Origin of the sequence: Frigoribacterium sp. CFBP9030 (assembly GCF_034045195.1) — a bacterium.
Lineage (GTDB): Bacteria > Actinomycetota > Actinomycetes > Actinomycetales > Microbacteriaceae > Frigoribacterium.
Genome location: NZ_JAXCWG010000001.1, coordinates 29,932 through 56,098, shown reverse-complemented (window position 1 = coordinate 56,098; position 26,167 = coordinate 29,932). Strand labels below are relative to the sequence as shown.

At 72.3% G+C, this 26,167-nt stretch carries 20 protein-coding genes; 9 read left to right on the top strand and 11 right to left on the bottom strand.

From position 1 onward, the window contains the following. Positions 1 to 7 precede the first annotated feature (7 nt). On the top strand, positions 8 to 385 hold the full coding sequence (locus SOM13_RS00235; RefSeq protein WP_320478573.1) for a hypothetical protein: 378 nt from the start codon (positions 8 to 10) through the stop codon (positions 383 to 385). 122 nt (positions 386 to 507) lie between these two features. On the opposite strand, the gene SOM13_RS00230 is transcribed toward SOM13_RS00235, so the two are convergent. The 5 genes from SOM13_RS00230 to SOM13_RS00210 form a co-directional block, all read right to left on the bottom strand. Then, positions 508 to 2,529: a thioredoxin domain-containing protein gene (locus SOM13_RS00230; RefSeq protein ID WP_320478572.1), complete on the bottom strand. Its 2,022-nt coding sequence runs from the start codon at positions 2,527 to 2,529 to the stop codon at positions 508 to 510. 35 nt (positions 2,530 to 2,564) lie between these two features. Further along, on the bottom strand, positions 2,565 to 3,746 hold the full coding sequence (locus SOM13_RS00225) for a bifunctional 2-methylcitrate synthase/citrate synthase (protein ID WP_320478571.1): 1,182 nt from the start codon (positions 3,744 to 3,746) through the stop codon (positions 2,565 to 2,567). Between the two features lie 39 nt (positions 3,747 to 3,785). Then, positions 3,786 to 4,688 carry a methylisocitrate lyase gene (gene prpB, locus SOM13_RS00220; RefSeq protein WP_192059497.1) on the bottom strand — a complete coding sequence of 301 codons (903 nt, stop codon included), beginning with the start codon at positions 4,686 to 4,688 and terminating at the stop codon, positions 3,786 to 3,788. Next, the gene (locus SOM13_RS00215) at positions 4,688 to 6,259 is read right to left on the bottom strand and encodes an MmgE/PrpD family protein (protein ID WP_320478786.1); all 1,572 of its coding nucleotides are present in this window, start codon (positions 6,257 to 6,259) and stop codon (positions 4,688 to 4,690) included. Before SOM13_RS00215 ends, prpB begins: the two co-directional genes overlap by 1 nt. A 109-nt stretch (positions 6,260 to 6,368) precedes the next feature. Beyond that, positions 6,369 to 7,952, bottom strand: a complete 1,584-nt coding sequence (locus SOM13_RS00210; RefSeq protein WP_320478570.1) for a long-chain fatty acid--CoA ligase — start codon at positions 7,950 to 7,952, stop codon at positions 6,369 to 6,371. A gap of 175 nt (positions 7,953 to 8,127) precedes the next feature. Here SOM13_RS00210 and hrpA point away from each other — a divergent pair, with 175 nt between their 5' ends. From hrpA to SOM13_RS00175, 7 genes are all read left to right on the top strand, one after another. Beyond that, positions 8,128 to 11,988: an ATP-dependent RNA helicase HrpA gene (gene hrpA / locus SOM13_RS00205; protein ID WP_320478569.1), complete on the top strand. Its 3,861-nt coding sequence runs from the start codon at positions 8,128 to 8,130 to the stop codon at positions 11,986 to 11,988. Positions 11,989 to 12,091: 103 nt separating this feature from the next. Next, a complete protein-coding gene (locus SOM13_RS00200; RefSeq protein ID WP_243215209.1) occupies positions 12,092 to 13,102 on the top strand; it encodes a LacI family DNA-binding transcriptional regulator in 1,011 nt (336 codons plus the stop codon). Between the two features lie 150 nt (positions 13,103 to 13,252). Beyond that, positions 13,253 to 14,149 carry a glucose 1-dehydrogenase gene (locus SOM13_RS00195; protein WP_243215210.1) on the top strand — a complete coding sequence of 299 codons (897 nt, stop codon included), beginning with the start codon at positions 13,253 to 13,255 and terminating at the stop codon, positions 14,147 to 14,149. A gap of 165 nt (positions 14,150 to 14,314) precedes the next feature. Continuing rightward, on the top strand, positions 14,315 to 15,682 hold the full coding sequence (locus SOM13_RS00190) for an extracellular solute-binding protein (RefSeq protein WP_320478568.1): 1,368 nt from the start codon (positions 14,315 to 14,317) through the stop codon (positions 15,680 to 15,682). Positions 15,683 to 15,794: 112 nt separating this feature from the next. Then, a complete protein-coding gene (locus SOM13_RS00185) occupies positions 15,795 to 16,769 on the top strand; it encodes a carbohydrate ABC transporter permease (protein WP_374231412.1) in 975 nt (324 codons plus the stop codon). Further along, positions 16,766 to 17,677: a carbohydrate ABC transporter permease gene (locus tag SOM13_RS00180; RefSeq protein ID WP_192059484.1), complete on the top strand. Its 912-nt coding sequence runs from the start codon at positions 16,766 to 16,768 to the stop codon at positions 17,675 to 17,677. The genes SOM13_RS00185 and SOM13_RS00180 overlap by 4 nt, the downstream gene beginning before the upstream one ends. A gap of 85 nt (positions 17,678 to 17,762) precedes the next feature. After that, complete coding sequence (locus SOM13_RS00175) at positions 17,763 to 19,298, top strand: alpha-N-arabinofuranosidase (protein WP_192059482.1); 1,536 nt, start codon at positions 17,763 to 17,765, stop codon at positions 19,296 to 19,298. A gap of 138 nt (positions 19,299 to 19,436) precedes the next feature. Here the strand turns inward: SOM13_RS00175 and SOM13_RS00170 are convergent, their stop codons facing one another. Together SOM13_RS00170 and msuE are read right to left on the bottom strand one after the other, a co-directional pair. After that, a complete protein-coding gene (locus SOM13_RS00170; RefSeq protein WP_320478567.1) occupies positions 19,437 to 19,841 on the bottom strand; it encodes a hypothetical protein in 405 nt (134 codons plus the stop codon). Positions 19,842 to 19,879: 38 nt separating this feature from the next. Then, on the bottom strand, positions 19,880 to 20,566 hold the full coding sequence (gene msuE / locus SOM13_RS00165) for an FMN reductase (protein WP_320477080.1): 687 nt from the start codon (positions 20,564 to 20,566) through the stop codon (positions 19,880 to 19,882). 71 nt (positions 20,567 to 20,637) lie between these two features. On the opposite strand from msuE, the gene SOM13_RS00160 reads away from it, so the two are divergent. Then, complete coding sequence (locus SOM13_RS00160) at positions 20,638 to 21,411, top strand: class I SAM-dependent methyltransferase (protein ID WP_192059476.1); 774 nt, start codon at positions 20,638 to 20,640, stop codon at positions 21,409 to 21,411. A 119-nt stretch (positions 21,412 to 21,530) separates the two neighbouring features. Here the strand turns inward: SOM13_RS00160 and aztD are convergent, their stop codons facing one another. The 4 genes from aztD to aztB are packed head-to-tail and all read right to left on the bottom strand — an operon-like array spanning position 21,531 to position 26,146. Further along, positions 21,531 to 22,790: a zinc metallochaperone AztD gene (gene aztD / locus SOM13_RS00155; RefSeq protein WP_320478566.1), complete on the bottom strand. Its 1,260-nt coding sequence runs from the start codon at positions 22,788 to 22,790 to the stop codon at positions 21,531 to 21,533. Between the two features lie 41 nt (positions 22,791 to 22,831). Continuing rightward, the gene (aztC, locus tag SOM13_RS00150) at positions 22,832 to 23,806 is read right to left on the bottom strand and encodes a zinc ABC transporter substrate-binding protein AztC (RefSeq protein WP_414655500.1); all 975 of its coding nucleotides are present in this window, start codon (positions 23,804 to 23,806) and stop codon (positions 22,832 to 22,834) included. Beyond that, entirely contained in the window at positions 23,803 to 25,224 is a 1,422-nt protein-coding gene (locus tag SOM13_RS00145; protein ID WP_320478565.1) for an ABC transporter, read from the bottom strand. The genes aztC and SOM13_RS00145 overlap by 4 nt, the downstream gene beginning before the upstream one ends. After that, entirely contained in the window at positions 25,199 to 26,146 is a 948-nt protein-coding gene (gene aztB / locus SOM13_RS00140; protein WP_320477083.1) for a zinc ABC transporter permease AztB, read from the bottom strand. Before aztB ends, SOM13_RS00145 begins: the two co-directional genes overlap by 26 nt. Between the last annotated feature and the right edge of the window lie 21 nt (positions 26,147 to 26,167).

The following is a 26,167-nucleotide window of genomic DNA, read 5'->3' as shown; positions in this document are numbered from 1 at the left end:
GCCGCGCATGCACGATGACGAGCACGACACCCAGCCCAACGGCACCCAGCCCGGCGCCGACCAGCCCAGCGACACGCAGGCCGGCGACTCGAGCAGCGACTCGACCGGCAGCACGTCGCCGGCCGCCGACGGCACGACGGAGAATGACGACCCGACGGCGGACTTCCCGCGCAGCGAGAAGACGACGGCCGAGATGCAGCGGTCGGCCACGGCCGACTCCCCCGCCGTCGACGACGACACCGACCTCGACGCGATCAAGAGCCTCCCCGGCGAGGGCGGACCGGACGACGTCGGCGACATCGAGGTCGACCCGGCCGATCTGAATCTCTCGGGCGACTCGATCCCCGGTCACCCCAAGCCCGGCCCGCCGAGACCGCGCCCGTAGGGAACCCTCCTCAGCGACAGCCGCAGCGGCAACAGCGGCCGCGGCCGCACCGGCACGGCCTCTGATCGCGACGTGCCCGAGACACCGCCGAACACGACGGGTCCCGGGCACGTCGCGTCATGTCAGGCCTGTGCGAGTTCGCGGTCGAGCGATGCGACGTCGGTCACGGGCAGTCGGCAGACGAAGTCACGGCAGACGTAGGCCGTCGCGAGCGACGTCTCGGACGTGGGCCCGGGCGTCGAGCGGCGCCCGGCGAAGAGCTCGAACCCGGCCTCGGCGAAGGCCCGCGCCGAGGAGTCGTCGACGACGGCCACCACGAGCCCGGGTGCGACCTCGCTCCTGACCCGCGCCGCGAGTGCGCGTACCTTCGTGCCGGCAGCCGCGTCGGGCACCACGACCACGACCTGCGTCGCCCCCGCGGCGAGGTCGGCCAGCAGGCCGAACGTCGTGCCGTACGCCGACGGCGAGTCGACGGCAGCGGCGGCGGCGGGGGCCAGCGCGAGCTCCGCGGCGGTCCGGTAGCGCGCCTCCCCGGTGAGGCGATGCAGGGTCGCCGCCGCCGTCGCGAGCGACGCGACACCCGAGGGGTACGCGCCCTCCGACGGGTCGGTCACGAGCGCCGTCCCCTGCGCCTGCAGCACGGGGTCGCCCCCGCCGGGAGCCGCGAACACCGGGCCGTCGGCACCCGCCGCACCCGCGCCTCCTCCGCCGCCCCGCCCCGCGTCGAGGCACAGGTCGACGAGCCGTCGCGCCTCGACGGCGTAGCGCGGCTCCCCGGTCGCGAGGGCGAGCTGCAGCAGACCCTCGGCGAGCATCCCGTAGTCCTCGAGGGCGGCCGACGCGCGCGACACCCCGGACGACGTGGAGGCGCGCAGCAGTCGCCCCTCCGCCGTGACGTGCTCGGCGAGCAGCAGGTCGGCCGCTCCGCGTGCGGCGGCGATCCACTCGGGGTGGTCGAGTCGCCACCCCGCCTCCGCCAGTGCGGCGACGGCGAGGCCGTTCCAGCCGGTGAGGACCTTGTCGTCGACGGGCGGCGCCTCGTGCCGGGCCCGCCCGGCCGCGTCGAGCAGGTAGTAGCCGCCCTCGACGCGGCGGCCGTCGATCGTGCTCTCGCTGTCCTGCGCCGACCCGAAGCCGCCGCGCGCGGTGCGCAGCCATTCGAGCAGGAACGCCGCGACGCCCTCGGCCGCCTCGCGCGAACCGATGCCCGCCGCGGCACCGGCAGCACCCGCCTCGCGCGACCCCGCGCCACGGTCGAGCACCGCCGCCCGCGAGTACGCCGTCAGCAGCAGCGCGTTGTCGTAGAGCATCCGCTCGTAGTGCGGGTCGGCCCAGTCGTGTCGCGTCGAGTACCGGAAGAACCCGCCCTCGACGGCGTCGCGCAGGGGCGACGCCGCCATGGCCCGCAGCGTGCGCGACGCGAGCCCCGCGGCCGCCGGGTCTCCCCCGGCCCCGAGCGTCAGCAGCGCGAGTTGCAGCGGCGCGGTGGGGAATTTCGGCGCCCCGCCCAGCCCGCCGTGCTCGGTGTCCTCGAACGGGACGAGCCGACCGGCCGCCGACCGCAGGGCCTCCGTCGTGGGGAGCGCGATCGACGCCGGCCCCGCGGTCGGCGAGACGACCCCGTCGACGACCGCAGGAGGCGCGGCTCGGCCGACCAGCGCCTCCTGGACCGCCCGGCCGGTCGCCTCCACCTCGTCGCGCCGCTCGCGCCACGCCTCGGTGACCGCGTCGAGCACCTGGCCGAACGCCGGATGCTCGCCGACCGGGGTCGGCGGGTAGTACGTGCCCGCGTAGAAGACGCGCCCCTCGGGGGTCGCGAAGGCGGTGAGCGGCCAGCCGAGACTCGGCGTGAAGGCCGACGCGGCGGCGAGGTAGCTCGAGTCGACGTCGGGGTGCTCTTCGCGATCGACCTTGATCGCGACGAACCGGTCGTTCAGCGCCGCGGCCAGCACGGGGTCGGAGAAGCTCTCGCGCGCCATCACATGGCACCAGTGGCAGGTCGAGTAGCCGATCGAGACGAGCACGGGCACGTCGCGACGGGCGGCCTCGGCGAAGGCCTCGGGCCCCCACGGACGCCAGTCGACGGGGTTCTCGGCGTGCGAGCGGAGGTACGGGCTGACGGCGTCGGCGAGGCGGTTGGTCATGCCGCCCACGGTAGGCGGCGGCGACGTCCCGTGGTTCAGCCGCGGGGCGGCACGTCGCGCAGCTCGACCCCGTCGTAGTGGCTCAGCGGCCTGATCAGCGAGTTCGCCTCGCGCTGCTCGATCACGTGGGCGCTCCAGCCGAGCACCCGTGCGGCGACGAACAGCGGCGTGAACACCGACGTGTCGAAGCCCATCAGGTGGTAGGCCAGCCCCGACGGGTAGTCGACGTTCGGCTTCAGGTTCTTCCGTTCGAGCACTCCGGCGGCGAGCGCCTCGTAGGTCGCCGCGAGGTGGCCGACGCGGTCGTCTCCGGAGGCGCGGGCCCGGTCGACGAGGCCGGCCAGCGCCTCCTCCATGGTCGGCACCCGGCTGTCGCCGTTCTTGTACACCCGGTGACCGAAGCCCATGATCTTCTCGTGCCGGGCGAACGCCCCGTCGAGCCAGGCGCCCGCGCCCGCGGCGCCCCCGTCGTCGGTCACCCGGGCCAGCAGCTCGAGGGCCGCCTCGTTCGCACCGCCGTGCAGCGGCCCCTTCAGGGCGCCGATGGCGCCGACCACAGACGAGTGCAGATCGGAGAGCGTCGAGGCGATCACCCGCGCCGTGAACGTCGAGGCGTTGAACGAGTGCTCGGCGTAGAGCACCATCGACGTGTCGAAGGCGTCGACGTCGAGCGGGTCGGCCTCGCGTCCGAACACCTGGTGGAGGAAGTCGGCGCTGTAGCCGAGGTCGTCGCGCGGGGCGATCGGGGGCAGATCGTGGCGGCGGCGCTGGTCGTAGGCGATGACGGCGGGCAGCACGGCGAACAGGCGGGTGGCGAGTCGTCGCGTCGCGGCGGCGTCGTACTCGCCCGGCGCGGTGCTCGGCTCGGGCTGGGCCGCGCCGATGGCGCTGACGGCCGTCCGCACGACGTCCATCGGGTGGGCCGACGTCGGGATGAGATCGATGACGTGCAGGAGGCCCGGTGCCAGCGGGCGGGCGGCCCGCAGCTCGGCGTCGAAGGCGGCCCGGTCGGCGGCGGTCGGCAGTTCGCCGTGCAGCAGCAGGTAGGCGACGTCCTCGATGTCGCGCTCGGCGGCGAGCTGCTGCACGGGGTACCCCCGGTAGAGCAGTGAGTTGCTCGCCGCGTCGACCTTCGAGACCGCGGTGCGATCGACGACGACGCCGGCGAGCCCCTTGTGCAGCTCGACGGGCGGGTCGGTCGTGATGGTGTCGGTCATGGTCACTCCTTCGTGATCGGGTGTGCGTGCGAGGCGCGGTCAGCGCTCCACGGTGAAGTCGAAGACGCCCGAGTCGAACGCCGAGTAGCCCCGGTAGTCGATCAGGTCGTAGAGATCGGTGCGGTGCTGCATGGAATCGAGCAGCGCCTCCTGGGTCCCCGCCGAGTCGATCTCGTCGAGCCCGCGGGCCGCCGCGCCCATGGCGAGCCGCAGCAGCGTCACGGGGTAGATGACGATCCGCACGCCGGCGTCGCGCAGCTCGTCGGCCGTGTGCAGGCGTCCCTTGCCGAACTCCGTCATGTTGGCCAGCACGGGAACGTCGACGGCCCGGGCGATCGCCTCGAACTCGTCGAGACCGGTCATCGCCTCGGGGAACACCGCGTCGGCGCCCGCGTCGACCAGCGCCTTCGCCCGGTCGACGGCCGCCGCCAGCCCGTCGATCGCCCGCACGTCGGTGCGCGCCATGATCAGCAGATCGGGGTCCCGTCGCCCGTCGGCCGCGGCACGGATCCGCTTCAGCGCGGTGTCGAGGTCGACCACCGCCTTGCCGTCGAGATGACCGCAGCGCTTGGGGTTGACCTGGTCCTCGATGTGCAGACCGGCGACCCCGGCGTCCTCCATCGTCTGCACGGTGCGGGCGACGTTCATCGGCTCGCCGAAACCCGTGTCGGCGTCGACGAGGGTCGGCAGATCGGTCATCCGGGCGATCTGGTGCGCCCGCTGGGCCACCTCGGTCAGGGTCGTGAGGCCGATGTCGGGCAGCCCGAGATCGGCGCTGACGACGGCCCCCGAGACGTAGACGCCCTCGAAGCCCTTCTGCTCGATCAGGCGGGCGCTCAGCGGGTTGAAGGCGCCGGGGAGGCGCAGCAGCTCGTCGGTGTCGTCGAGTCGGGCCCGGAGGCGGCGGCGCTTCTCGGCCGGGGTCAGCGTCGAGTACAGCATCAGAACAGCCCGTCGGGCAGGGCCTCGTCGGCCGATCGGAGCGACCCGGGAGGCGCGGCGAGGGTGAGGGCCTGCAGCTCGCCGGCCCGCAGCTCGGGGAGGCGCTGCGCCACGTCGAGGAACCTCTCGATCTCGGCCGGGTCGAGCACCCCGTCGGCGAGGGTGCGGAACTTCCGCACGTAGTCGTCGCGACCGAAGGGCCGGGCGCCGAGCGGGTGGGCGTCCGCGACGGCGATCTCGTCGACGAGACGGCGGCCGTCGACGAACGTGACCTCGAGGCGGCCGCCGAAGGCCTTCTCGGCGGGATCGATCGAGTGGTACCGGCGGGTCCACTCGGCGTCCTCCGCGGTGGTGATGCGACGCCAGAGGGCGACCGTGTCGGGGCGTGCGGCCCGCTCGGGCGCGTAGCTGCGCTCGTGGTGCCACTCGCCGTCCTGGAGGGCGACGGCGACGATGTACGGGATCGAGTGGTCGAGCGTCTCGCGGCTGGCGGTCGGGTCGTACTTCTGCGGATCCCCCGCGCCCGAGCCGATCACGACGTGCGTGTGGTGACTGGTGTGCAGCACGATCGACTCGACGGCGGCGGGGTCGCGCAGCTCGGGGTGCTCGCGACCGAGTCGGCGGGCGAGGTCGATCCAGGCCTGCGCCTGGTACTCGGCGCTGTGCTCCTTCGTGTAGCTGTCGAGGATGGCGCGCTTCGACTCGCCGGGGCCGGGCAGCGGCACCCGGTAGTACGCGTCGGGGCCGTCGAGCAGCCAGGCGATGACGCCGTCCTCGCCCTCGTAGATCGGGCTGGGGCTCGTCTGCCCGCGCAGCGCCCGGTCGACGGCCTCGACGGCCTGCTTGCCGGCGAATGCCGGGGCGTAGGCCTTCCAGGTCGAGATGAGGCCCTTGCGCGACTGACGCGTCGCCGTGGTGGTGTGCAGGGCCTGCGCGATCGCCTGAGCCGTCGTCTCGGCGTCCAGTCCGAGCAGCGCGCCGATGCCGCCCGCGGCGCTCGGGCCGAGGTGCGCGACGTGGTCGATCTTGTGGGCGTGCAGGCTGATCGCCTTGACGAGGTCGATCTGCAGCTCGTAGCCGGCGGCCAGACCGCGCACCAGCTGCTCGCCCGTCGCGCCGACGTGCTGGGCCACGGCGAGCACCGGCGGGATGTTGTCGCCCGGGTGCGAGTACTCGGCGGCGAGGAACGTGTCGTGGAAGTCGAGCTCGCGCACGGCCACGCCGTTCGCCCACGCCGCCCACTCGGGCTGCACGCGGGTCGCCGGGTCGAGGCCGACGACGGTGGCGCCCTCGCGACCGCGACCGGCGGTGCCCGGTCGAACCGCGCCTCCTCGGCCATCGGCGGGGGTCTGCAGACGCGCCGCGGCCTGCGCTCGGGCGGCCGCCACGGGGGCCCGGCCGAGACCGGCAGCCGAGACGGCGGCGTTGTCGATGACCCGGTTGACGACCATGTCGACGACGTCGGCGTCGACGGCCACGGGGTCGAGGGCGACTGCGGCCAGCTTCGCGGCCAGCTCGTCGGCCCGGGCGAGCGGGTCGTCGGAACGGTGGACGTGCACGTCGTTGAGCATCACGCCCTCGACTCTAGGCGCGACGGGCCGCATCGCGCGACGGCGGCCGCCCTCAGGAGGCGCGGGTCGGCTCACGAGGCGCCGGTCGGCCAGGAGGCGCCGGTCGCCCTCAGGAGGCGCGGGTCGGCTCCGCCACGCCGAACCGCTCGACGAGCGCCCGCTTGAGGATCTTGCCGCTCGGGCCGAGCGGCAGGGAGTCGACGACGTGCACCACGCGCGGGAACTTGTACGCCGCGATCGCGTCGGACACGAAGGTGACGAGCTCGGCGGGCTCGACCGTGGCGCCCTCGCGCAGCACGACGGCCGCCTCGATCTCCTGACCGTGCATCTCGTGCGGCACGCCGAAGACCGCCGCCATGGTCACGTCGGGGTGCTTGGCCAGCACCTCCTCGACCTGGCGGGGGTACACGTTGTACCCGTTGCGGATGATCATGTCCTTCGTGCGGTCGACGATGGTGAGGTAGCCGTCGTCGTCCTTGGTGCCGAGGTCGCCGGTGCGGAACCAGCCGTCGACGATCGCCTCGGCGGTGTCCTCGGGCCGGTTCAGGTAGCCGTTCATCAGGTTGTGGCCGCGGATCACCAGCTCGCCGATCTCGCCGTGCGGCAGCAGGGCGATCGAGTCGGTGACGGCGGGGTCGGCGATCTCGACGTCGACACCCCAGATCGGCGTGCCGATGGTGCCGGGCCGCGGGGTGCGGCCGACGTGGTTGAAGGTCGCGACCGGCGACGTCTCGGTCAGCCCGTACCCCTCGTGCAGCGGGGCTCCGAAGACCTGCTCGAACCGCTCGAGGACGGCCAGGGGCAGCGAGGCGCCGCCCGAGACGGCGTAGCGGAGGCGGGGTCTGCCCTCCGCGCGCGTGGCCGCGTCGAGCAGGGCCATGTACATCGTGGGGACGCCCATGAAGATCGCGCAGTCGTGCTCGACCATGGCGGCGAGGGCAGCGTCGCCGTCGAAGCGCGGCAGCATGACGATCGTCGCGCCGGCGCGCAGCCCGGTGTTCATGGTGCAGGTCTGACCGAAGGTGTGGAACAGCGGGAGCGCCCCGAGCAGCACGTCGCCGCGCCGCATGTCGAAGGTGCTCATCAGGTTCGTGTTGACCTGCTCGATCAGGGCGAAGTGCGACCCCTCGGCGCCCTTCGGCTGACCGGTCGTGCCGCTCGTGTAGAGGATCGTCGCGGTGTCGAACGGGTCGCGGGGCACGTACGTGTCGAGCGGCTCGGCGGCCTCGGCGAGCGCCTCGAGCCGGTCGTGCCCGGTGCCGTGCGGGTCGACGGAGGTGCCCGGGGCGAGCACCGTGACGACGTCGACGCCGGCCAGGGAGGCGCCGGCGGCGCCCTCGGCGAGCAGCGGGGCCGCGCAGACCAGGATCGTCGCGCCGCTGTCGCGCAGCACGTACTCGATCTCGTGCCGTTTGAGCAGCGCGTGGACGGGGACCGCGACGGCGCCGAGGGCGAGCGTCGCGTAGTAGACGCGGGGGAAGTCGGCGACGTTGGGCACGAGCATGGCGACGCGGTCGCCCTCGTGCACGCCCTTGGCGCGGAGTGCGCCCGCGTAGGCGAGGGTCTGCTGCCAGAGCTGGGCGTAGGAGGTGCGCTCGGCTCCCACGATGACGGCGATGTCGTCGGCGAATCGGGTGGCCGATTCGGCCAGGATCGCGGCGACCGACGCGGTCGCGCGAGAGGGGGTGCTCATGTTCGGGTGTTCTCCGTCTCCGTTGACGAGTAATGCTCGCAGGATAGTACGCCGCCTCGCCAGACCCCCACCCGGGGTCCATCGACCCGCGCCTCCTCGGCGGGGGCGCCCCTGTGGAGGACGACCGGCCCCCGGCACCAGGGGAGGGCCCGTGAGCGCTTAAGCTGGAACGCCCATGATCCCCACCATCACGTACCCGCCCGAGCTGCCGGTCAGCCAGAGGCGCGACGACATCGCCGCCGCGATCCGCGACAACCAGGTCGTCATCGTCGCCGGCGCCACCGGCTCGGGCAAGACGACGCAGCTGCCGAAGATCTGCCTCGAGCTCGGCCGCACGAAGATCGGCCACACGCAGCCCCGCCGCATCGCCGCCCGCACGATCAGCGAGCGCATCGCCGAAGAGCTCGGCGACGAGGTCGGCGGTGTCGTCGGCTACCAGGTCCGCTTCACCGACAAGGTCGGCGCCGACACGCAGATCAAGCTGATGACCGACGGCATCCTGCTGAACGAGATCCACTTCGACCGCGACCTCACCCGGTACGACACGATCATCATCGACGAGGCCCACGAGCGCAGCCTCACCATCGACTTCCTCCTCGGGTACCTCAAGCAGCTCCTCCCCCGCCGCCCCGACCTCAAGCTCATCATCACGAGCGCGACCATCGACCCGCAGTCGTTCTCGAAGCACTTCGGCGACGCCCCCATCGTCGAGGTCTCGGGCCGCACCTACCCGGTCGAGGTCCGCTACCGGCCACTCGTCGCCGACGACACCACGGGCGACGACGACGGCGACACCGACCCCGACGACGACCGGCAGGAGGCACGGGCCGGCGACCGCAGACAGCGCGCCGACGACAAGGACTACCTGCAGGGCATCAACGAGGGCCTCGACGAGCTCGCCCGCGAGAGCACCGGCGACGTGCTGGTGTTCCTCAGCGGCGAGAACGAGATCCGCGACGCCGAAGAGAGCATCCGCGGCCGCAACCTGCCGCACACCGAGGTGCTGCCGCTCTACGGCCGCCTCAGCGCCGCCGATCAGCACCGCGTCTTCCAGCCCAGCGCCACCGCCGGCACCCGCCGCCGCATCGTCCTCGCCACGAACGTCGCCGAGACCAGCCTCACCGTGCCCGGCATCAAGTACGTGATCGACGCCGGCACCGCCCGCATCAGCCGCTACTCGACCCGCGCCAAGGTGCAGCGCCTCCCGATCGAGGCCATCTCGCAGGCCAGCGCCAACCAGCGCTCCGGTCGCTCGGGCCGCACGAGCAGCGGCATCGCGATCCGCCTCTACAGCGAGACGGACTTCGAGAAGCGCCCCGAGTACACCGAGCCCGAGATCCTCCGCACGAACCTCGCCGCGGTCATCCTGCAGATGATCTCGCTCGACCTCGGCGACATCGCGGCCTTCCCCTTCCTGCAGCCGCCCGACTCCCGCGGCATCAAAGACGGTCTCGACCTCCTCCGCGAGCTCGGCGCCGTCACCCAGGGCGGCAACATCACCCGCATCGGCAAGCAGCTGACCCGGCTGCCGATCGACCCGCGCCTCGCCCGCATGGTCGTCGAGTCGAAGACGCACGGCACGACCCGCGAGGTGCTCGCCATCGTCGCGGCCCTCAGCATCCAGGACCCTCGCGAGCGCCCGCTCGAGAGACGCGCCCAGGCCGACGAGAAGCACGCCCGGTTCCGCGACCCGGCCGGCGACTTCATGACCCTGCTGAACCTCTGGAACCACCTCGAAGACAAGCAGAAGGAGCTCAGCGGCAACGCCTTCAAGCGCCTCTGCCGCGACGAGTTCCTCAACTACCTGCGGATCCGCGAATGGCAAGACGTGTACCGCCAGCTGTCGCGCGCCTCCCGCCCCCTCGGTCTGCACATCGGCGAGCGCAGCACGAACCCCGACGGGGTGCACCGCAGCCTGCTCGCCGGTCTGCTCAGCCAGATCGGCCTGTTCGACCCGCAGAAGAAGGACTACGTCGGGGCGCGTCAGTCGCGTTTCGTGGTGTTCCCGGGCAGCGCGCTCGCGAAGAAGCAGCCCGCGGCGATCATGAGCGCCGAGCTGGTCGAGACGAGCCGCCTGTTCGCGCGCGTCAACGGCGCCATCGACCCCGCGTGGGCCGAGCCGCTCGCCCTCGATCTCGTGAAGCGCAGCTACGGCGAGCCCCACTGGGAGAAGAAGCAGGGCGCCGTCGTCGCCTACGAGCGGGTCACGCTCTACGGCGTGCCGATCGTGCCGAGGAGGCGCGTGCAGTTCTCGCGCATCGACCCGGCCTACGCGCGTGAGCTGTTCATCCGGCACGCCCTCGTCGAGGGCGACTGGGAGTCTCAGCAGGCCTTCGAGCGCCAGAACCAGCAGCTGATCCGCGAGCTGACCGAGGTGGAGGAGCGCACCCGCCGCCGCGACATCCTCGTCGACGGCGACGCGGCGTTCGAGTTCTTCCAGCGGCGGATCCCGGCCGACGTGTTCAGCACCCGCGACTTCGAGGGCTGGTGGCGCAAGGCCCAGAAGGACACCCCCGATCTGCTGACCATGACGGCGGCCGATCTGCTCGGCGACGACGAGCCCGACGTCGACGAGCAGGGGTTCCCCAGCACCTGGCAGCAGGGCGACCAGACGCTGACGCTGCGCTACCGGTTCGAGCCCGGCGCCGACGACGACGGCGTGACGGTGGTCGTGCCCCTGCCGCTGCTGCCGCGCCTCCGTCCGGTCGGGTTCGACTGGCAGGTGCCGGGTCTCCGCGACGAGCTGGTGACCTCGCTGATCAAGTCGCTGCCGAAGCAGATCCGCAAGAACGTCGTGCCCGCGGCCGACTGGGCGAAGAAGATCACCGACGAGCTGCCCGACGCTCCCCCGGCCGACACCGCCGAGCCGTTCACGGCGACCCTCGCGGCGGTCATCAAGAGGCTCACCTACACGCCCGTCGCGGTCGACGACTTCGACCTCGACCGCGTGCCCGCGCACCTCCGGGTGTCGTACGCCGTGGTCGACGACCGCGGTCGCGAGGTCGGCAGCGACGAAGACCTGGGCGCCCTGCAGCACCGACTGCGCGACGCCACCCGTGACAGCGTCGCGCGCGTCACGCAGGGCGGCGGTCGCGACGCCCGCGGTCGCGGAGGCCGAGGAGGCGCGGGTCGGGTCGCCGACGCCGGTCAGCGCCCCGCGAACTCCCTCGAGCGCACCGGCATCACCTCGTGGGACTTCGACGAGCTGCCCGCCGTGGTCGACACCCGGCACGGCGACACGGTGATCCGCGCGTACCCGGCGCTGGTCGACCACGGCGACTCGGTCTCGATCACGCTGATGGCGACGCCGGTCGACCAGGCGCAGGCGACGCCGAAGGGCGTGCGGCGTCTGCTGATGCTCGCGACCCCGTCGCCGATCGCCTACGTGCAGCAGCACCTGACGAGCCCCGAGAAGCTGATCCTCGCGACGAGTCCGTACCAGAACACGGCGGCGCTCTTCGCGGACTGCCTCGTCGCGGTCGTCGACGACGTCCTGTTCCGGGTGAAGCCCGACGGCATGGTGATGACGAAGAAGGAGTTCCTCTCGGCCCGCGACCGCGTCTCGAGCGCCGTGATGGACCAGATGTTCCAGACCGTCTCGCTGGTGGCGCGCACCCTGACGGCCGTCCGCGACGCCGACAAGGCCCTCAAGGGCGCGACGTCGATGAACCTGCTCGCGGCGCTGACCGACATGCGCCAGCAGCGCGATCGGCTCGTCCACCCCGGCTTCGTCTCGGCGACCGGGCTGCAGCAGCTGCAGCGCGTGCCGGTGTACCTCGTCGGCATCACCCGGCGCACGACGAAGCTGCTCGAGAACCCGCAGCGCGACCGCGTCTGGCTGAGCGAGGTGCAGCAGGCGACCGAGCGGTACGAGACCGCGGGCGGGACGTTCCCTCTGCCCGACACCGCGCCTCCTGCACTCGCCCGCGCGCGGTGGATGCTCGAGGAGTTCCGCCTCAGCCTGTTCGCTCAAGACCTGCGGCCGAGCGAGAGCGTCTCGCTGCAGCGCATCGTGAAGGTGCTCGCCTCCGCCTGAGCAGCTCCGACGCCGAGACCCCGCTCATCCGCAGAGACCCCGCCGCGCGCGCCGGGGTCTCAGCGCGTTCCCGGGGTCTCGTGGCCGCGACTAGCCTTGGCGCATGCGCGCGACGGTGAAGGACGTGGCGGCACTCGCCGGGGTGTCGCCGAAGACCGTCTCGAACGTCATCAACGGCGTCGTGTTCGTGCGACCCGAGACCCGCGAGCGCGTCGAACAGGCGCTGGCCGAGCTCGACTACGTGCCGAACCTCAGCGCCCGGGGGCTCCGCAATGGACGCACAGGGTCGATCGCCCTGGCGTTCCCCGACCTGACCACGCCGTACAGCGCCGAGATGTCGCACTGGTTCGTCGAGGTCGCGCACGAGCGCGGCTGGGCGGTGCAGCTCGAGCAGACCGGCACGCGCCCCGAACGCGAGGGCGAGCTGCTGCTGCGCGGCAAGGAGCACCTCGTCGACGGTCTCGTGCTCAACCCGACCAGCCTCGACGAGAGCGCCATCGTCGGCGCCGAGAGCCTGCCCCCGCTCGTCGTGATCGGCGAGGTCGAGCAGACCCTCGTCGACCAGGTGCGCGTCGACAGCGTCGCCGCGGCCCGCGACATGACCGAGCACCTGATCGGGCTCGGCCATCGCCGCATCGCCGTGCTCGGCAGCTCGGGTCGCGACTTCGACACGGCGACGGCGCGCGCCCGCACCCAGGGCTGGTCCGAGGCCATGGCCGCCGCCGGCCTCGCGGTCGACGAGGGCCTGCGCTGGTCGTGCGACGCGTGGTCGCCCGCTGCCGCCTCCGCCGCCGTGACCGAGGCCCTCGCCCGGCACGACGCGCCCGACGCGCTCTTCTGCTTCACCGACTCGCTGGCCATCGGCGCCGTGCACGCGCTCTGGTCGGCGGGCCTCCGCGTGCCGGGCGACGTGTCGGTCGCCGGGTTCGACGACATCGCCGACGGCCGCTTCGTGCTGCCGCCGCTCACCACCGTGGCCCTCGACAAGCGGCTGTTCGCCGAACGCACCCTCGAGCTGCTGGCCGCCCGCATCGCCGAGCGCGACCGGCCGACCGAGCTCGTGATCATCCCGCACACGATCGTCGCGAGGGCGAGCACGGCTGCACGCCGCTGACCGGCGGGTCGACCGCCCGGGCCGCCCGCGCCTCCTGCCGTTCCGTTCGTCGTCGGGATAGACGACGGCCGTTCTCCAGCGGCCCCCTCACGAGGAGGCGCGGCGAGGCCTACCGTCGGACCTCCCCTGCCGAGATCGAGAGGCTCCACCATGTCTGCAGACCAGTACGCATTCGAAGACCCCACCAAGAAGTTCGCCGACATCACCCCGAAGGCCCAGTACCTCGAGGGCGCCGGCACCGACGAGGAGCTCAGCTCGCCCGCCGACCACGGCGAGGAGACCTACCGCGGCTCGGGCCGACTCGAGGGCCGCAAGGCTCTCGTCACCGGCGGCGACTCGGGCATCGGCGCGGCCGTCGCCATCGCCTACGCCCGCGAAGGCGCCGACGTCGCCATCAGCTACCTCGCCGAAGAGGAGGAGGACGCCCAGCGGATCGTCGCCCTCATCGAGGCCGCCGGTCGCAAGGCCGTCGCCCTGCCCGGCGACATCAAGAGCCGCGAGGTCTGCCTCGACATCGTGCAGAAGACCGTCGACGCGCTCGGCGGCCTCGACATCCTCGTGAACAACGCCGGCAAGCAGCAGCACGTCGAGGACTTCGCCGACCTCGACGACGAGAACTTCGACGACACCTACAAGACCAACGTGTACGCCATGTTCTGGATCACCAAGGCCGCGCTGCCGCACCTCGCCCCCGGCTCGACGATCATCAACACGACGTCGATCCAGGCGTACCAGCCGGCCCCGATGCTCGTCGACTACGCCTCGACGAAGGCCGCGATCAACACCTTCTCGAAGGGTCTCGCCATGCAGCTCGCGCCGAAGGGCATCCGCGTCAACGCGGTCGCGCCCGGCCCGATCTGGACCCCGCTGCAGCCCGCGGGCGGCCAGCCGTCCGACGCGCTGCCCGACGTCGGCAGCCAGACGGCCCTCGGCCGCTGGGGCCAGCCGGCCGAGCTCGCCCCCGCCTACGTGTTCCTCGCGTCGGGCGAGTCGAGCTACGTCGTCGGCGAGACGCTGCACGTCGACGGCGGCATGCCCACGCCGTAGGCGTCACGTCCGCCGAGGAGGCGTGGGTCGGGTCGCACCCGGCCCGCGACTCCTCGCGTCCCGCCCCACGGGCCACTCCGCGACGACGCCGGAGAAAGCTCTTGCGTTTGCATTACAACGATGTAATGCTGTCGGCAGTCGACGACTCACAAAGGAGTGAACCCGATGACCCCACGTTCCACGACGCCCGGCACACCGAGCGAGGCATCCGCGCCCCGCAGCCTCAGCCGCCGCAATCTGCTGGTCGGCGGTGCGGCCCTGCTGGGCGGCGCCTTCGCCGTCGGCGGTCTCGCCGGCTGCTCGACCGGGGTCACGGCCGGCTCCGGCGGTGTCGCGAGCCTCAGCTTCTGGCATCTGCTGAGCGGGGGCGACGGCATCAAGATGTCCGCCCTCGTCGACGAGGCCAACGCCCAGAACCCCGAGTTCGAGGCCACCCAGACGGTGCTCGCCTGGGGCACGCCGTACTACACGAAGCTCGCCATGGCCTCGGCCGGCGGCCGCGCCCCCGACGTCGCGATCATGCACGCATCCCGCGTGCCCGGCTACGCCCCCGGCGGACTGCTCGACCCGTGGGACGTCGAGAAGCTCGCCTCGTACGGCGTGCGCGAGCAGGACTTCGCCCCCGCCGTCTGGAAGGCCGGCTTCAGCGGCGACGAGCTCTTCTCGGTCGCCCTCGACTCGCACCCGTTCATCCTCCTGTACAACACCGAGATCGCCGAGAAGGCCGGGGCCCTCGGCAGCGACGGGCGCCTGGTCGAGATCACGAGCCCCGAGCAGTTCCTCGAGGTCGCCAACGCCATGCAGGCGGTCACCGGCAAGCACGGCGCCTCGTGGGGCTACCTCAATGACGGCGCCCAGCTGTGGCGCATGTTCTACACGTTCTACAAGCAGCAGGGCGCCGACATGGTGCTCACCGAGGGCGGAACGGTCGAGTACGACGAGGCGGCCGCCGTCACCGCTCTCGAGTTCATGCAGAAGATGACCGACGGCACGGCGATGGCCACCGCGAGCGACATCCAGTCGGGCATCGCCGAGTTCGTCAGCGGCGACAGCGGCATGCTCTTCACCGGTGTGTGGGAGGTGCCCAGCGCCCAGAAGGCCGGCATCCCGTTCGACGCGAGCATCATCCCGACCCTGTTCGGCACGCCCGCCGTCTACGCCGACTCGCACTCGTTCGTGCTGCCCCGACAGGGCGAGGTCGACGAGGTGAAGCGAGAAGACGTCTACAAGATGGTCTCGACCATCCTGAAGGACTCCATCTCGTGGGCCGAGGCCGGTCACATCCCGGCGTACGGACCGGTCGTCGACAGCGCGGCCTACGCCGAGCTGCAGCCGCAGGCCAACTACGCCGAGGCGGCCGAGTACCTCAACTACGACCCGCCCGCCTGGTTCAGCGGCTCGGGGTCCGACTTCCAGACGTACTTCCTCGACACGGTGCAGTCCGTGATCCTGTCGAAGAACGACGCCGCCGCGGGCATGCGCGCGTTCGTCGCCCGCGTGAACACGCAGCTCTCGCGACCGGCACCGGTGTGACCGGGCCCACCCGCTCCTCCTCGGCCCAGGCCCTCCAGGAGGCGCGGCTCCAGTGGTCGTCGCACCCGGCACCGCAGCACCCCACGACGCACGACGACGAAGGAGTCGACCTGTGACCAGCACGACGGTCAAGGCCCCCGCGGCCGCGCCGGACACGACGCGATCGGCGGCACCCGCACGGGTGCGGACCGGCTCGCGCCTGAAGCCCGGGGCCCACAAAGACAACCGGATCGGCTGGGGGTTCGCGGCGCCGTTCGCGATCCTCTTCGGGCTGTTCCTGGTCTGGCCCGTCATCCACGGGCTGTACCTCAGCTTCACCGGGCAGAGCCTCACGGGCTCGGGCGGCGAGCTGATCGGCGTCGCCAACTACGCCGAGGCCTTCGCCGACGGCGACATGTGGCGCTCGATGGCGAACACTCTGTGGTTCACCGTGCTGAGCACGATCCCGCTCGTCGTCGTCGCCCTGCTGCTGGCGCTGCTCGTCAACACGGGCCTGCCCGGTCAGTGGCTCTGGCGGCTGAGCTTCTTCCTGCCGTATCTGCTGGCGTCGACCGTCGTCTCGCTTTTCTGGATCCAGCTCTACAGCCCCACGCTGGGGCCGATCAACAACGTGCTCGCGACGCTCGGGCTGCCGCAGCCTGCCTGGCTGCAAGACCCCAGCACGGCCATGATCGCGGTCGTCGCGACCACCGTGTGGTGGACGGTCGGCTTCAACTTCCTGCTGTATCTGGCCGCGCTGCAGAACATCCCCGACCAGCAGTACGAGGCCGCATCGCTCGACGGCGCCGGTCGGTGGCGCTCGCTGCTGTCGATCACCATCCCCCAGCTCGGCCCGACCACCGGTCTGATCGTCATCCTGCAGATCCTCGCCTCGCTGAAGGTCTTCGACCAGATCTACCAGATGACCACCGGCGGCCCGGCGGGCAGCACCCGCTCGGCCGTGCAGTACATCTTCGACACCGGGTTCACCGGCTACCGGTTCGGCTACTCGTCGGCCATCTCGTACATCTTCTTCGCCCTGATCATCGTCATCTCGGTCGCGCAGTTCGCCATCGCCGCGCAGCGCCGGAAAGGAGCCCAGCGATGACCGCCCCCGCCGTCGCCCCGGGCAGCGGACTCCGCGCCCCCACCGCCGACCGGGCCCCGCGTCCGCACAAGCCGGGTCAGCGCCGGTTCGGCCCGCTCGCCGTCGCCAGCGTGATCGTCCTGATCGTGCTCGCCGTGCTCTGGCTGCTGCCGTTCCTCTGGTCGCTGTCGACCTCGTTCAAGAGCGAGGCCGACGCCGCGGCGACACCGCAGACCTGGCTGCCGGCCGGGGGCTTCACCCTCGACGCCTACCGCGCGGTGCTGACCGAGGGCAACATCCCCGTCTGGCTCTTCAACAGCCTGCTGACGTCGATCGTCATCACCGTGATCGTCGTCGCGACCTCGGCGCTCGTGGCCTACGCGTTCTCGCGTCTCGACTTCGCCGGCAAGAAGTGGCTCTACGTCGCGACCATCGCGTCGATCATCATCCCGCCGCAGGTGCTGATCGTGCCGCTGTTCTACCAGATGCTCGCCTTCAACATGGTCGACACGTACTGGGGCGTGATCCTGCCGCAGGCCATCGCGCCGGCCATGGTCTTCGTGCTCAAGAAGTTCTTCGACCAGGTGCCCATCGAGCTCGAAGACGCGGCCCGCGTCGACGGCGCCGGCCGGATCCGGGTGTTCTTCACCATCCTCCTGCCGCTGTCGCGGCCCATCCTCGGCGCCGTGTCGATCTTCGTGTTCATCGGCGCGTGGAACAACTTCCTCTGGCCGTTCATCGTCACGAACGACTCCGCCCTGCTCACGCTGCCGGTCGGGCTGCAGACCATCGAGAGCGCCTACGGCATCCAGTACGCCCAGAACATGGCGTCGGCGATCCTGGCCGCGCTGCCGCTGATCCTGGTGTTCCTGTTCTTCCAGCGGCAGATCATCAAGGGCATCTCGACCACCGGCTTCGGGGGGCAGTGACCACCCGACCCGCGCCTCCCCCATCCCCCTCCGACCACGACACCGCACACACGTCATCGCACGCCACGACCTCCTGAGGAGTCCCATGTCCACCGCCCGCATCACCGTCGACCGCGAGTTCACGATCGGCGAGGTCCCCCGCCGCATCTTCGGCTCGTTCGTCGAGCACATGGGCCGCTGCGTCTACACCGGCATCTACGAGCCCGGTCACGCCACCGCCGACGAGAGCGGCTTCCGCCACGACGTCCTCGAGCTGACCAAGGAGCTCGGCGCCACCGTGATCCGCTACCCCGGGGGCAACTTCGTCTCCGGCTACAACTGGGAGGACGGCGTCGGCCCGGTCGACCAGCGCCCCCGCCGACTCGACGGCGCGTGGCACACCGTCGAGACGAACGCCTTCGGCCTGCACGAGTTCGTCGAGTGGTCGAAGCTGGCCGGCACCGAGGTCATGGAGGCCGTGAACCTCGGCACCCGCGGCGTCGACGCCGCCCGCGAGCTCGTCGAGTACGCGAACCACCCCGGCGGCACCGCCCTCAGCGACCGCCGCATCGCCAACGGGGCGAAGGATCCGTTCGACATCAAGCTCTGGTGCCTCGGCAACGAGCTGGACGGCCCGTGGCAGATCGGCCACAAGACGGCCACCGAGTACGGCCGCCTGGCGCAGGAGGCCGCCAAGGCGATGAAGTTCGTCGACCCGACCATCGAGCTCGTCGCCGTCGGCAGCTCGGGTCGCGGCATGCCCACCTTCGGCGCCTGGGAGCACGAGGTGCTGACCCACGCCTACGACGAGGTCGAGTACGTCTCGATGCACGCCTACTACCAGGAGCACGACGGCGACGCGAAGAGCTTCCTCGCGACCGCGGTCGACATGGACGCCTTCATCGAGGAGGTCGTCTCGACCATCGACGGCGTCAAGGCGGCCGGCAAGCACAGCAAGCAGGTCGACATCTCGTTCGACGAGTGGAACGTCTGGTACCAGACCGGCCTCGACACCGACGACCAGCCGCACAACGTCTCGAAGGGCTGGGTCGAGCACCCTCGCCTGATCGAAGACCAGTACAACGTCACCGACGCCGTCGTGGTCGGCACGTTCCTCAACTCGCTGCTGCGCCACGGCGACCGGGTGAAGATCGCGAACCAGGCGCAGCTGGTGAACGTCATCGCGCCGATCCGCAGCGAGCAGGGCGGGCCGGCCTGGCGTCAGACGATCTTCTGGCCGTTCGCCCGCATGGCGGCGCTCGCGTCGGGTCAGATCCTCCGCACGCTCGTCACGAGCGACAAGGTCGACACGGCGAAGTACGGCGACGCCGACCTGGTCGACGTCAGCTCGACCTACGACGAGGAGACCGGGCGCGTCGCGTTCTTCCTCGCGAACCGCGGTCTGGACGAGGCGGCGGACGTCGAGCTCGCCCTGCGCGGGTTCTCGGGCGCACGCGTCACGCGCGCCGAGCTGCTCACGGTACCCGAGGGCGGCGACCGCTTCACGTCGAACACCGAGCAGGCGCAGGACGCCGTCGGCCTGGTGCCGCTCGAGGGCGTCACCGTCGACGGGGGCTCGGCGCGGCTGACCCTGCCCGCCCTGTCGTGGGCCGTCGTCGAGTTCGAGGTCGGCAAGGCGTAGTCCCCGCGGTCGTCACCGAGGAGGCGCGGCGCCGGTCCGAACGGCACCGCGCCTCCTGCGCTCCACGAGACCCCACGGAATCGACGAGACCCCCGTGCGCGCACGGGGGTCTCTGCGTTCTCGTGGGGTCTCGGCGATTCAGCCGCGGGGGCGGAACAGCCGCGAGATGCTGTCGCGCACCGACTCCTCGATGGTGTCGGTGAAGCCGTTCGCCATGCCGAGCGCGTCGGCGGGGGCGGAGGCCGCCGTCATCGACGCCACGAGACGCTCACCGTGGTACGCCCGCGCCGCCTTGACCGACGCGAAGCCCAGCCCCAGCGTCGCGGCCGCCTCGGCGAGCAGCTCGGTGCGCTGTTCGTCGGTGCGGGTCAGCGCGTCGGCGAGGGCCGACACCGACGGGTCGTCGAGGCCGTCGGCCACCCACTGCTGCGCGCGGAGGGGCAGCCCCCCGGGGGCCAGCATGCCGAGCAGACGCCTCGCCTCGTCGTCTCGGAGCTCGGCGCGGGCGACCCCCGCGTCACGGGGCGTGGGCGAATCGGTCATGCTGCGACGATACCGGTCGGCCGGGCGCCGCCCGCGTCTCAGCTGTACAGCCGGGTCGGCGTCGCCGCGGCTCCCTCGAGCTCGGGCGCGACGTCGTCGTCCCGCTCGCCGAGCAGCTCGCGTTCGATGCGCTGCTTCTCGGCGATGCTCGACCGGATCAGGGGCAGCCCGCGCGCGATGGCGTTGCGGATCCGCTCCTGCAGCAGAGGGGCGGTGACGCGCCGGTCGGTGAAGTCGCTCGCGTGGGCGTAGACGCCGAGCGGCAGGGTCAGCGCCTGGAAGAAGCCGAACAGCGGTCGCAGCGAGTGCTCGAGGATCAGCGCGTGCCGCTCGCTGCCGCCGGTCGCGGCCAGCAGCACGGGCACGTCGACGAGGGCGTACTGCTCGACGAAGTCGAAGAGGTGCTTGAACAGACCGGTGAAGGAGGCGCGGTAGACGGGCGAGGCGGCGATCAGCAGGTCGGCGGACTCGATGGCGCGGAGCTCGCGCTCGACGCGTTCGTCGAGCTGGTCGCGGGTGAGGGCGCCGGCGAAGAGCGGCCCGAGCTCGCTCACCCGGATGACGTGGCGCTCGATCGGCAGCACCTCGGCGAGCTCGTCGAGGATGGCGTCGACCAGGGCGTCGGTCTTGGACGGCGTGCTGAGGGTGCCCGACACGGCGACCACGCGGAGCGGCTGCGGACGGGCCGGCGAAGGGGCCAGGGGAGGCGTCGGTGGAGGCGTCATCCGATACATGCTCCCCTCCATGCGGCGTAACAGTCGCACTGTGACGCAATGAGTCGTGCGACAGTGAGCCGGTGACGCATCAACCACTCGAGCACGGGTTCGACCCGGCCAATCCCGATTCCGATCTCGCCGCGTCGTTCGGCCTCGCCGCCGACGTGTACGAGCGCGGCCGACCGTCGTACCCGACGGAGGCCGTCGAGTGGCTCCTCCCGAGCGGCGCCTGTCACGTCGTCGACCTCGGTGCGGGCACCGGCAAGCTGACCCGCGTGCTGCTCGGCCGGGTGCCGGCGGTCACCGCCGTCGAGCCGTCGGAGGGCATGCGGCAGCAGCTCGAACGGGTCGTGCCGGCGGCGACGTCGGTCGCCGGGTCGGCCGAGTCGATGCCGCTCGACGACGACTCGGTCGACGCCGTGTTCGTGGCGCAGGCCTGGCACTGGGTCGACCCGGCACGGGCCGTGCCCGAGGTCGCCCGGGTGCTCCGCCCCGGCGGAACGCTCGCGCTGATCTGGAACATCCGCGACGAGAGCGTGCCCTGGGTGGCCGAGCTCAGCCGCGTGATGCGGCAGCCGCGCGAGCGCGACATGCAGTCGGACGCCCCACCCGTGGGCGCGCCGTTCGGCCCGATCGAACGGCACGACGTCGCGTGGGTGCACGAGATGGAGCGCGCCGACTTCCTCGACATGATCGCCTCGCGCAGCTACGTCATCACGCTGTCGCCCGGCGAACGCGCCGAGCTGCTCGCCCGGGTCGAGCATCTGCTCGACACCCACCCCGACACCCGGGGGCTCGCCCTCGTGCGGGTGCCGTACGTCGCCCGCTGCAGCCGCGCGGTGCTGCCCGGCTGACCGGCCGGCACCGCGCCTCCTCGGCTCCCAACCCGCCCGCCACCGGTCGGCGGGCACGACGACGCGAGCGGGACACCGCTGCCTGCGGTGCCTCGCTCGCGTCGCGATGCCGTTGGTGATCAGCCGGTGACCACCGCGATCTCGTTCGGGACCTCGGGCAGCTCGGTCGTGGCGAGCACCTCACCGGTGGCGACGTCGACCGCGTGGATCGACGACGCGGCCGTGTCGGTCACGTAGGCGGTGCCGCCCTGCACGATGAGGGCCGGGTGGGCGTCCTGCCACTCGGCCGGGCCCTCCCACGGGTCGATCACCGGGTACGAGGCGGTCTCGGCCCCCGTGGTCTCGTCGAGCACGTGCAGTGCGCCGTCGGTGCCGAGCACGACGATCTCGTCGTCGGGGCCGCGGGCGACGTCGCGCCAGGTGTACGCGACGCCGTCGGGCAGGTCGACGACCGTCGCGGTCTTCGCCTCGGTGTCGGTCAGCACGAGCCGGTGCAGCTCGTAGCCCTCGGCGTCGGGGTCGTCGTTGTAGTCGCCGACCGCGATGGGCGACGTGTCGGTGACGTACGCGTTGCCGGTGCGGCCGTAGGCGTCGGGGGCGTCGATCTTGGTGAACGCCCCGTCGTCGTAGACCAGCACGCCGTCGGTGCAGCCGAAGACGACGCGCTCGTCGGCCGCGGTGCCCTCGCCGTGGACGGACGGGCAGTCCTCGCTGCGGGCGATCTCGGTGCGGTCGGCGTCGAGCGCCCGCACGCCGGTGCGCTCGTCGGGGGTGCCGATCGTGGTCAGCAGGGTGCCGTCGGCGAGCTCGATCGAGACGCCGTGGTGAGCCTCCGGCGAGGAGATCGTCTCGGTCTCGGGCAGACCGCCGCTCGTGTCGAGCAGATCGGCCGAGTCGAAGACCGTGGTGTCGCCCGTGCCGTCGGCGAAGAGGATCGTCCGGCCCTCGTGCCGCACGACGTGCCCGGGGGTGTCGCCCTCGAAGACGAGGTCGGTCAGCTCGGGGTCGGCGACGCGGTGCGCGCCGTCGGCGGTGGTCCAGGCGCCGGTGTCGAGCACCTGCCAACCGCCCGCGGTCGAGACCAGCACGTGGCGACCGTCGCCGGCCGGGTTCAGCCGGTTGAAGCCCGCGAGGTCGATGTCGGCCTCGGTCTCGAGGGTCGCGCCGTCGAGCACGTAGAGGCCGCCGTCGTAGGTGAGGGCGATGCGCGGCTGGGCCGAGTCGACCTCGGCGCCCGCGGTCGTCGACGGGTCGTCCGCCGCCGGGCCGGAGCCGGTCGAGCAGGCGGTGAGCAGCAGCGCCGACGAGGCGACGGCGGCGAGGGCGAAGGAGGCGCGGCGCACGCGGCGCGGTCCCCTGCGGTCGAGGAGGTGGTTCATGTGTTCCTTTCGGTGGGGGCCGGTCGCCCGGACGCCAGGCGTCACGGCGACAGGCCGGTGGCGATGCGCTCCGTGTTCGTGCGCATCATCTGGAGGTAGGTCTCGGCGCCCTCGCCGGGTTCGCTGAGCGACTCGGTGAAGAGGTCGACGACGGCGACGTCGACCCCCGCCTCGTCGGCCAGCACCCGGGCGAGGCGATCGGGCTGCGACGAGTCGGCGAAGATCGCGCGCACACCGGTGCGGTCGATCGCCGTCACGAGGTCGTCGAGGTCGGAGGCGCTCGGCGCGGCGAGGGTCGTCCCGCTCGGCACGACCGCTCCGATCACGTCGAAGTCGTAGCGCTCGGCGAGGTAGCCGAAGACGTGGTGATTCGTCACGAGGGCGCGCTGCCCCTCGGGGATGCCCGCGAACGCGGTGGTCATCTCGGCGTCGAGGCTCTCGAGCTCGGCCGTGTAGCGGTCGGCCGCGGCCTCGAGAGCGGTGACGTCGACGTCGTCGCCGAGCTCGGCCTCGAGGGCCTCGGTCACCCCCGCGACGACGTCGACCATGCGGGTCGGATCCGTCCAGAAGTGCGGGTCGTCGAGCCCCTCGGCGTCGCCGTCGGCGTACACCAGCGGATCGATCAGGTCGCCGGCCTCGACGGTCGGCACGCCGTCGGCGGCAGCCGCGTCGACGTGCTGCTGCAGACCCTCCTCGAGCCCCAGCCCGTTGCTGACGACGAGGTCGGCCGTGCGGATGCGGGCGGCCTCCTGCGCCGAGATCTCGAACGAGTGCGGGTCGGCGTTCGGACGCATCAACGTCATCACCTCGACCTGGTCGCCGACGAGCTCGCCCACGACGTCGCCGAGGATGTTGGTGGTCACCACCACGAGCGGGCGATCGGCGGCCGGCGTCGCGCAGCCGGCGAGCAGGCCGATCGCGAGCATCGTCGCGGTGGCTGCGGCGGTCGTGCGGGCGACCCTCCTGGCGGTGGCGGTCGCGGCGGTGGCGCGCGCGGTCGTCCGAGCCGCCCTCATCGGCCGGTCTCCGCGGCGAAGGACGGCGCGTCGACGTGGTCGAAGGTGCGCGACACCCGGCCGCCGTCGGCGTAGTCGATCTCGAAGACGGCGCCCTCGAGCGGGCCGTTCAGGTAGGCGCGGCTGGCGTCGACCGAGAGCGAGACGCCGGCCAGGGCGGTGTCGTCTGCGACGGTGGAGGGCAGCAGGGGGTCCGTGGTCGCGACGACCCCGTCGTCGCCCGTGAGCACGACGACGCGCCCCGAGGCGTCGAGCCCGACGACGTGGCCGTCGGAGTCGTCGACGGCCGACACCCGCACGAGCGGCGCGGGGGTCTCGACGAGCGACCAGCTGCGCTCGCGGGTGTCGAGCAGCCAGGCGCCCCGGTCGCCCGCGACCGCCGCGACGGTCGGTCGGCCGCGACGTCCGTCGAAGGCGACGGCGCGCTCGTCGGCCGCGACGGCCTCGGGGTACGGGATGCGCTCGAATACGACCGGAGCGGAGGCCGCGGCGTCCGCGGCGTCGGACCCGGTCGCGCCCTCGCCGGCAGCACTCTCGTCGGCAGCCCCCTCGCCGTCGCCGGCATCGGCTGCGGCCTCGTCCGTCGTGGCGAGCAGGGCCCCGTCGGCGCAGCCGATCACGACGCCCACGCGGGTCTCGATGCTGCCGCGGGGGTCGACGCACTCGGCCTCGGCCCCCTCGACGAGTCGCCCCTCGCGGTCGAGCACCGCGATGACGTCCGGCCCGAGGTCGGCCACGGTGCTCGACAGCAGCGAGTCACCGAACGGCACGAGCACGCCCTCGCCGCCGAGGGCACCGGTGCCGGCCCCGTCGAAGCGGGCCACCTCGTCGATCTCGCCGGCGCCCAGCGCCTCGGTGTCGAGCACGATCTGCTCGCCCGAGGCCGGGAACCGCACGGTGGTGAGGTCCGCGCCCGGCACGACCCGCGCCTCCTCGGCTGCCCCTGCCGTCGCCTCGATCGAGCCGACCTGCCGGGCCTCGGCGCGGTAGTAGTGCGAGTGGTCGCCGTGGTCGACGGTCCACACCCCGGTGTCCACGACGTCGACGGTTCCGGAGGCGCGGGTCGCGAACACGAACCGCCCGTCGGTCGAGAGACCGTCGGCCGGCTCCAGCTCGGCCACGGTCTCGTCGTCGCCGGTGAGCAGGTCGAGCAGGTCGACACGGCCCTCGGGGTCGATCGTGGCGAGTCGGAGCTGCGGTTCGCTGCCCTCGCTCGCTCCCTCGACGTAGCCGTGCGGGGTCGAGGCGTCGGTCGGCGCGGCGTCGTCGGAGTCGGTGTCGGAGCCGGACGACGAGCCGGGGGCGCTGCACGCCGTGAGGACGACGAGCGTCGCGGCGGTCGCGGCGACGAGCGCGAGCGGACGGGTTCGGCGAAGGGGGCGCCGGGTCGGGTCAGACGAGGGGTCGTTCGGGTGCACGGAGGCCTTTCGGACGGGTCGGCGTGCCGACGGGGGCTGAGGTAGGCGTGCCGACGGGGGCGGAGGGTGCCTCGCCGGGAGGAGGGGTCGCTCCCGGGCGGACCGCGACGGCGGAGACGAGGCGGCGGACGACGGCCGAGAGCGGCACGAGTGCGACGGCCACGCCGGCGATCGAGGCCCCGGCTGCCGTCCCGGCGTGCCAGGAGACGAGCAGCCCGACGAGGGCCGCGAGCGATCCGAACGCGGTCGCGAGCAGCATGGTCGAGGGCACCCGGCGCACCCAGTGCCCGGCGGCGACGGCCGGGGCGAGCAGCAGGGCGACGACGAGCAGCGACCCGACGGCCCCGTACGACGCCACGACGGCGATCGTCACGAGCCCGACCAGCGCCACCCGGGCGAGGCGGGGTCGGAGACCGAGGGTCGAGGCGAGGCGCTCGTCGAACGCGAGGGCCACGAAGGGGCGGTGCAGCACGGCGGCCACCAGCACGACGAGCACCAGGGCGCCGGTCATCAGCAGCAGGTCGCTCGTCGAGATGGCGAGCACGTCGCCGAAGAGGATGGAGGTGACGTCGGTGGCGAAGGTCCGCGAGCGCGACACGATGACGACGCCGAGCGAGAGCATGCCCACGAAGAGCAGCCCGATCGCGGTGTCGGCCCCGATCTTCGCCCGCCGCTCGACGACGCCCACGCCGACGCTCATCACGAGGGCGCTGACGGCCGCGCCGACGACGACGGGCAGGCCGAGCAGCGCGGCGAGCGCGACGCCCGGCAGCATGCCGTGGGCCATCGCCTCGCCGAGGAACGCCATGCCGCGCAGCACAACCCACGTGCCGACGACGCCGCAGATGGCGGCGACGAGCACGCCGCCGAGCAGGGCTCGGAGCACGAAGGAGGCGCTGAGGGGATCGGTCAACCAGGTCACGATCGACGACTTTACATGAAA

Bases quoted from the DNA above. Each gene is read 5' to 3' on its own strand.
- SOM13_RS00190 (WP_320478568.1), top strand. From the start codon at position 14,315: ATGACCCCACGTTCCACGACGCCCGGCACACCGAGCGAGGCATCCGCG.
- SOM13_RS00170 (WP_320478567.1), bottom strand. From the start codon at position 19,841: ATGACCGATTCGCCCACGCCCCGTGACGCGGGGGTCGCCCGCGCCGAG.
- aztD (WP_320478566.1), bottom strand. From the start codon at position 22,790: ATGAACCACCTCCTCGACCGCAGGGGACCGCGCCGCGTGCGCCGCGCC.
- SOM13_RS00175 (WP_192059482.1), top strand. From the start codon at position 17,763: ATGTCCACCGCCCGCATCACCGTCGACCGCGAGTTCACGATCGGCGAG.
- SOM13_RS00180 (WP_192059484.1), top strand. From the start codon at position 16,766: ATGACCGCCCCCGCCGTCGCCCCGGGCAGCGGACTCCGCGCCCCCACC.
- SOM13_RS00210 (WP_320478570.1), bottom strand. From the start codon at position 7,952: ATGAGCACCCCCTCTCGCGCGACCGCGTCGGTCGCCGCGATCCTGGCC.
- SOM13_RS00200 (WP_243215209.1), top strand. From the start codon at position 12,092: ATGCGCGCGACGGTGAAGGACGTGGCGGCACTCGCCGGGGTGTCGCCG.
- SOM13_RS00225 (WP_320478571.1), bottom strand. From the start codon at position 3,746: ATGACCGACACCATCACGACCGACCCGCCCGTCGAGCTGCACAAGGGG.
- msuE (WP_320477080.1), bottom strand. From the start codon at position 20,566: ATGACGCCTCCACCGACGCCTCCCCTGGCCCCTTCGCCGGCCCGTCCG.
- SOM13_RS00230 (WP_320478572.1), bottom strand. From the start codon at position 2,529: ATGACCAACCGCCTCGCCGACGCCGTCAGCCCGTACCTCCGCTCGCAC.
- aztC (WP_414655500.1), bottom strand. From the start codon at position 23,806: ATGAGGGCGGCTCGGACGACCGCGCGCGCCACCGCCGCGACCGCCACC.
- SOM13_RS00215 (WP_320478786.1), bottom strand. From the start codon at position 6,259: ATGCTCAACGACGTGCACGTCCACCGTTCCGACGACCCGCTCGCCCGG.
- prpB (WP_192059497.1), bottom strand. From the start codon at position 4,688: ATGCTGTACTCGACGCTGACCCCGGCCGAGAAGCGCCGCCGCCTCCGG.
- hrpA (WP_320478569.1), top strand. From the start codon at position 8,128: ATGATCCCCACCATCACGTACCCGCCCGAGCTGCCGGTCAGCCAGAGG.
- SOM13_RS00195 (WP_243215210.1), top strand. From the start codon at position 13,253: ATGTCTGCAGACCAGTACGCATTCGAAGACCCCACCAAGAAGTTCGCC.
- SOM13_RS00235 (WP_320478573.1), top strand. From the start codon at position 8: ATGCACGATGACGAGCACGACACCCAGCCCAACGGCACCCAGCCCGGC.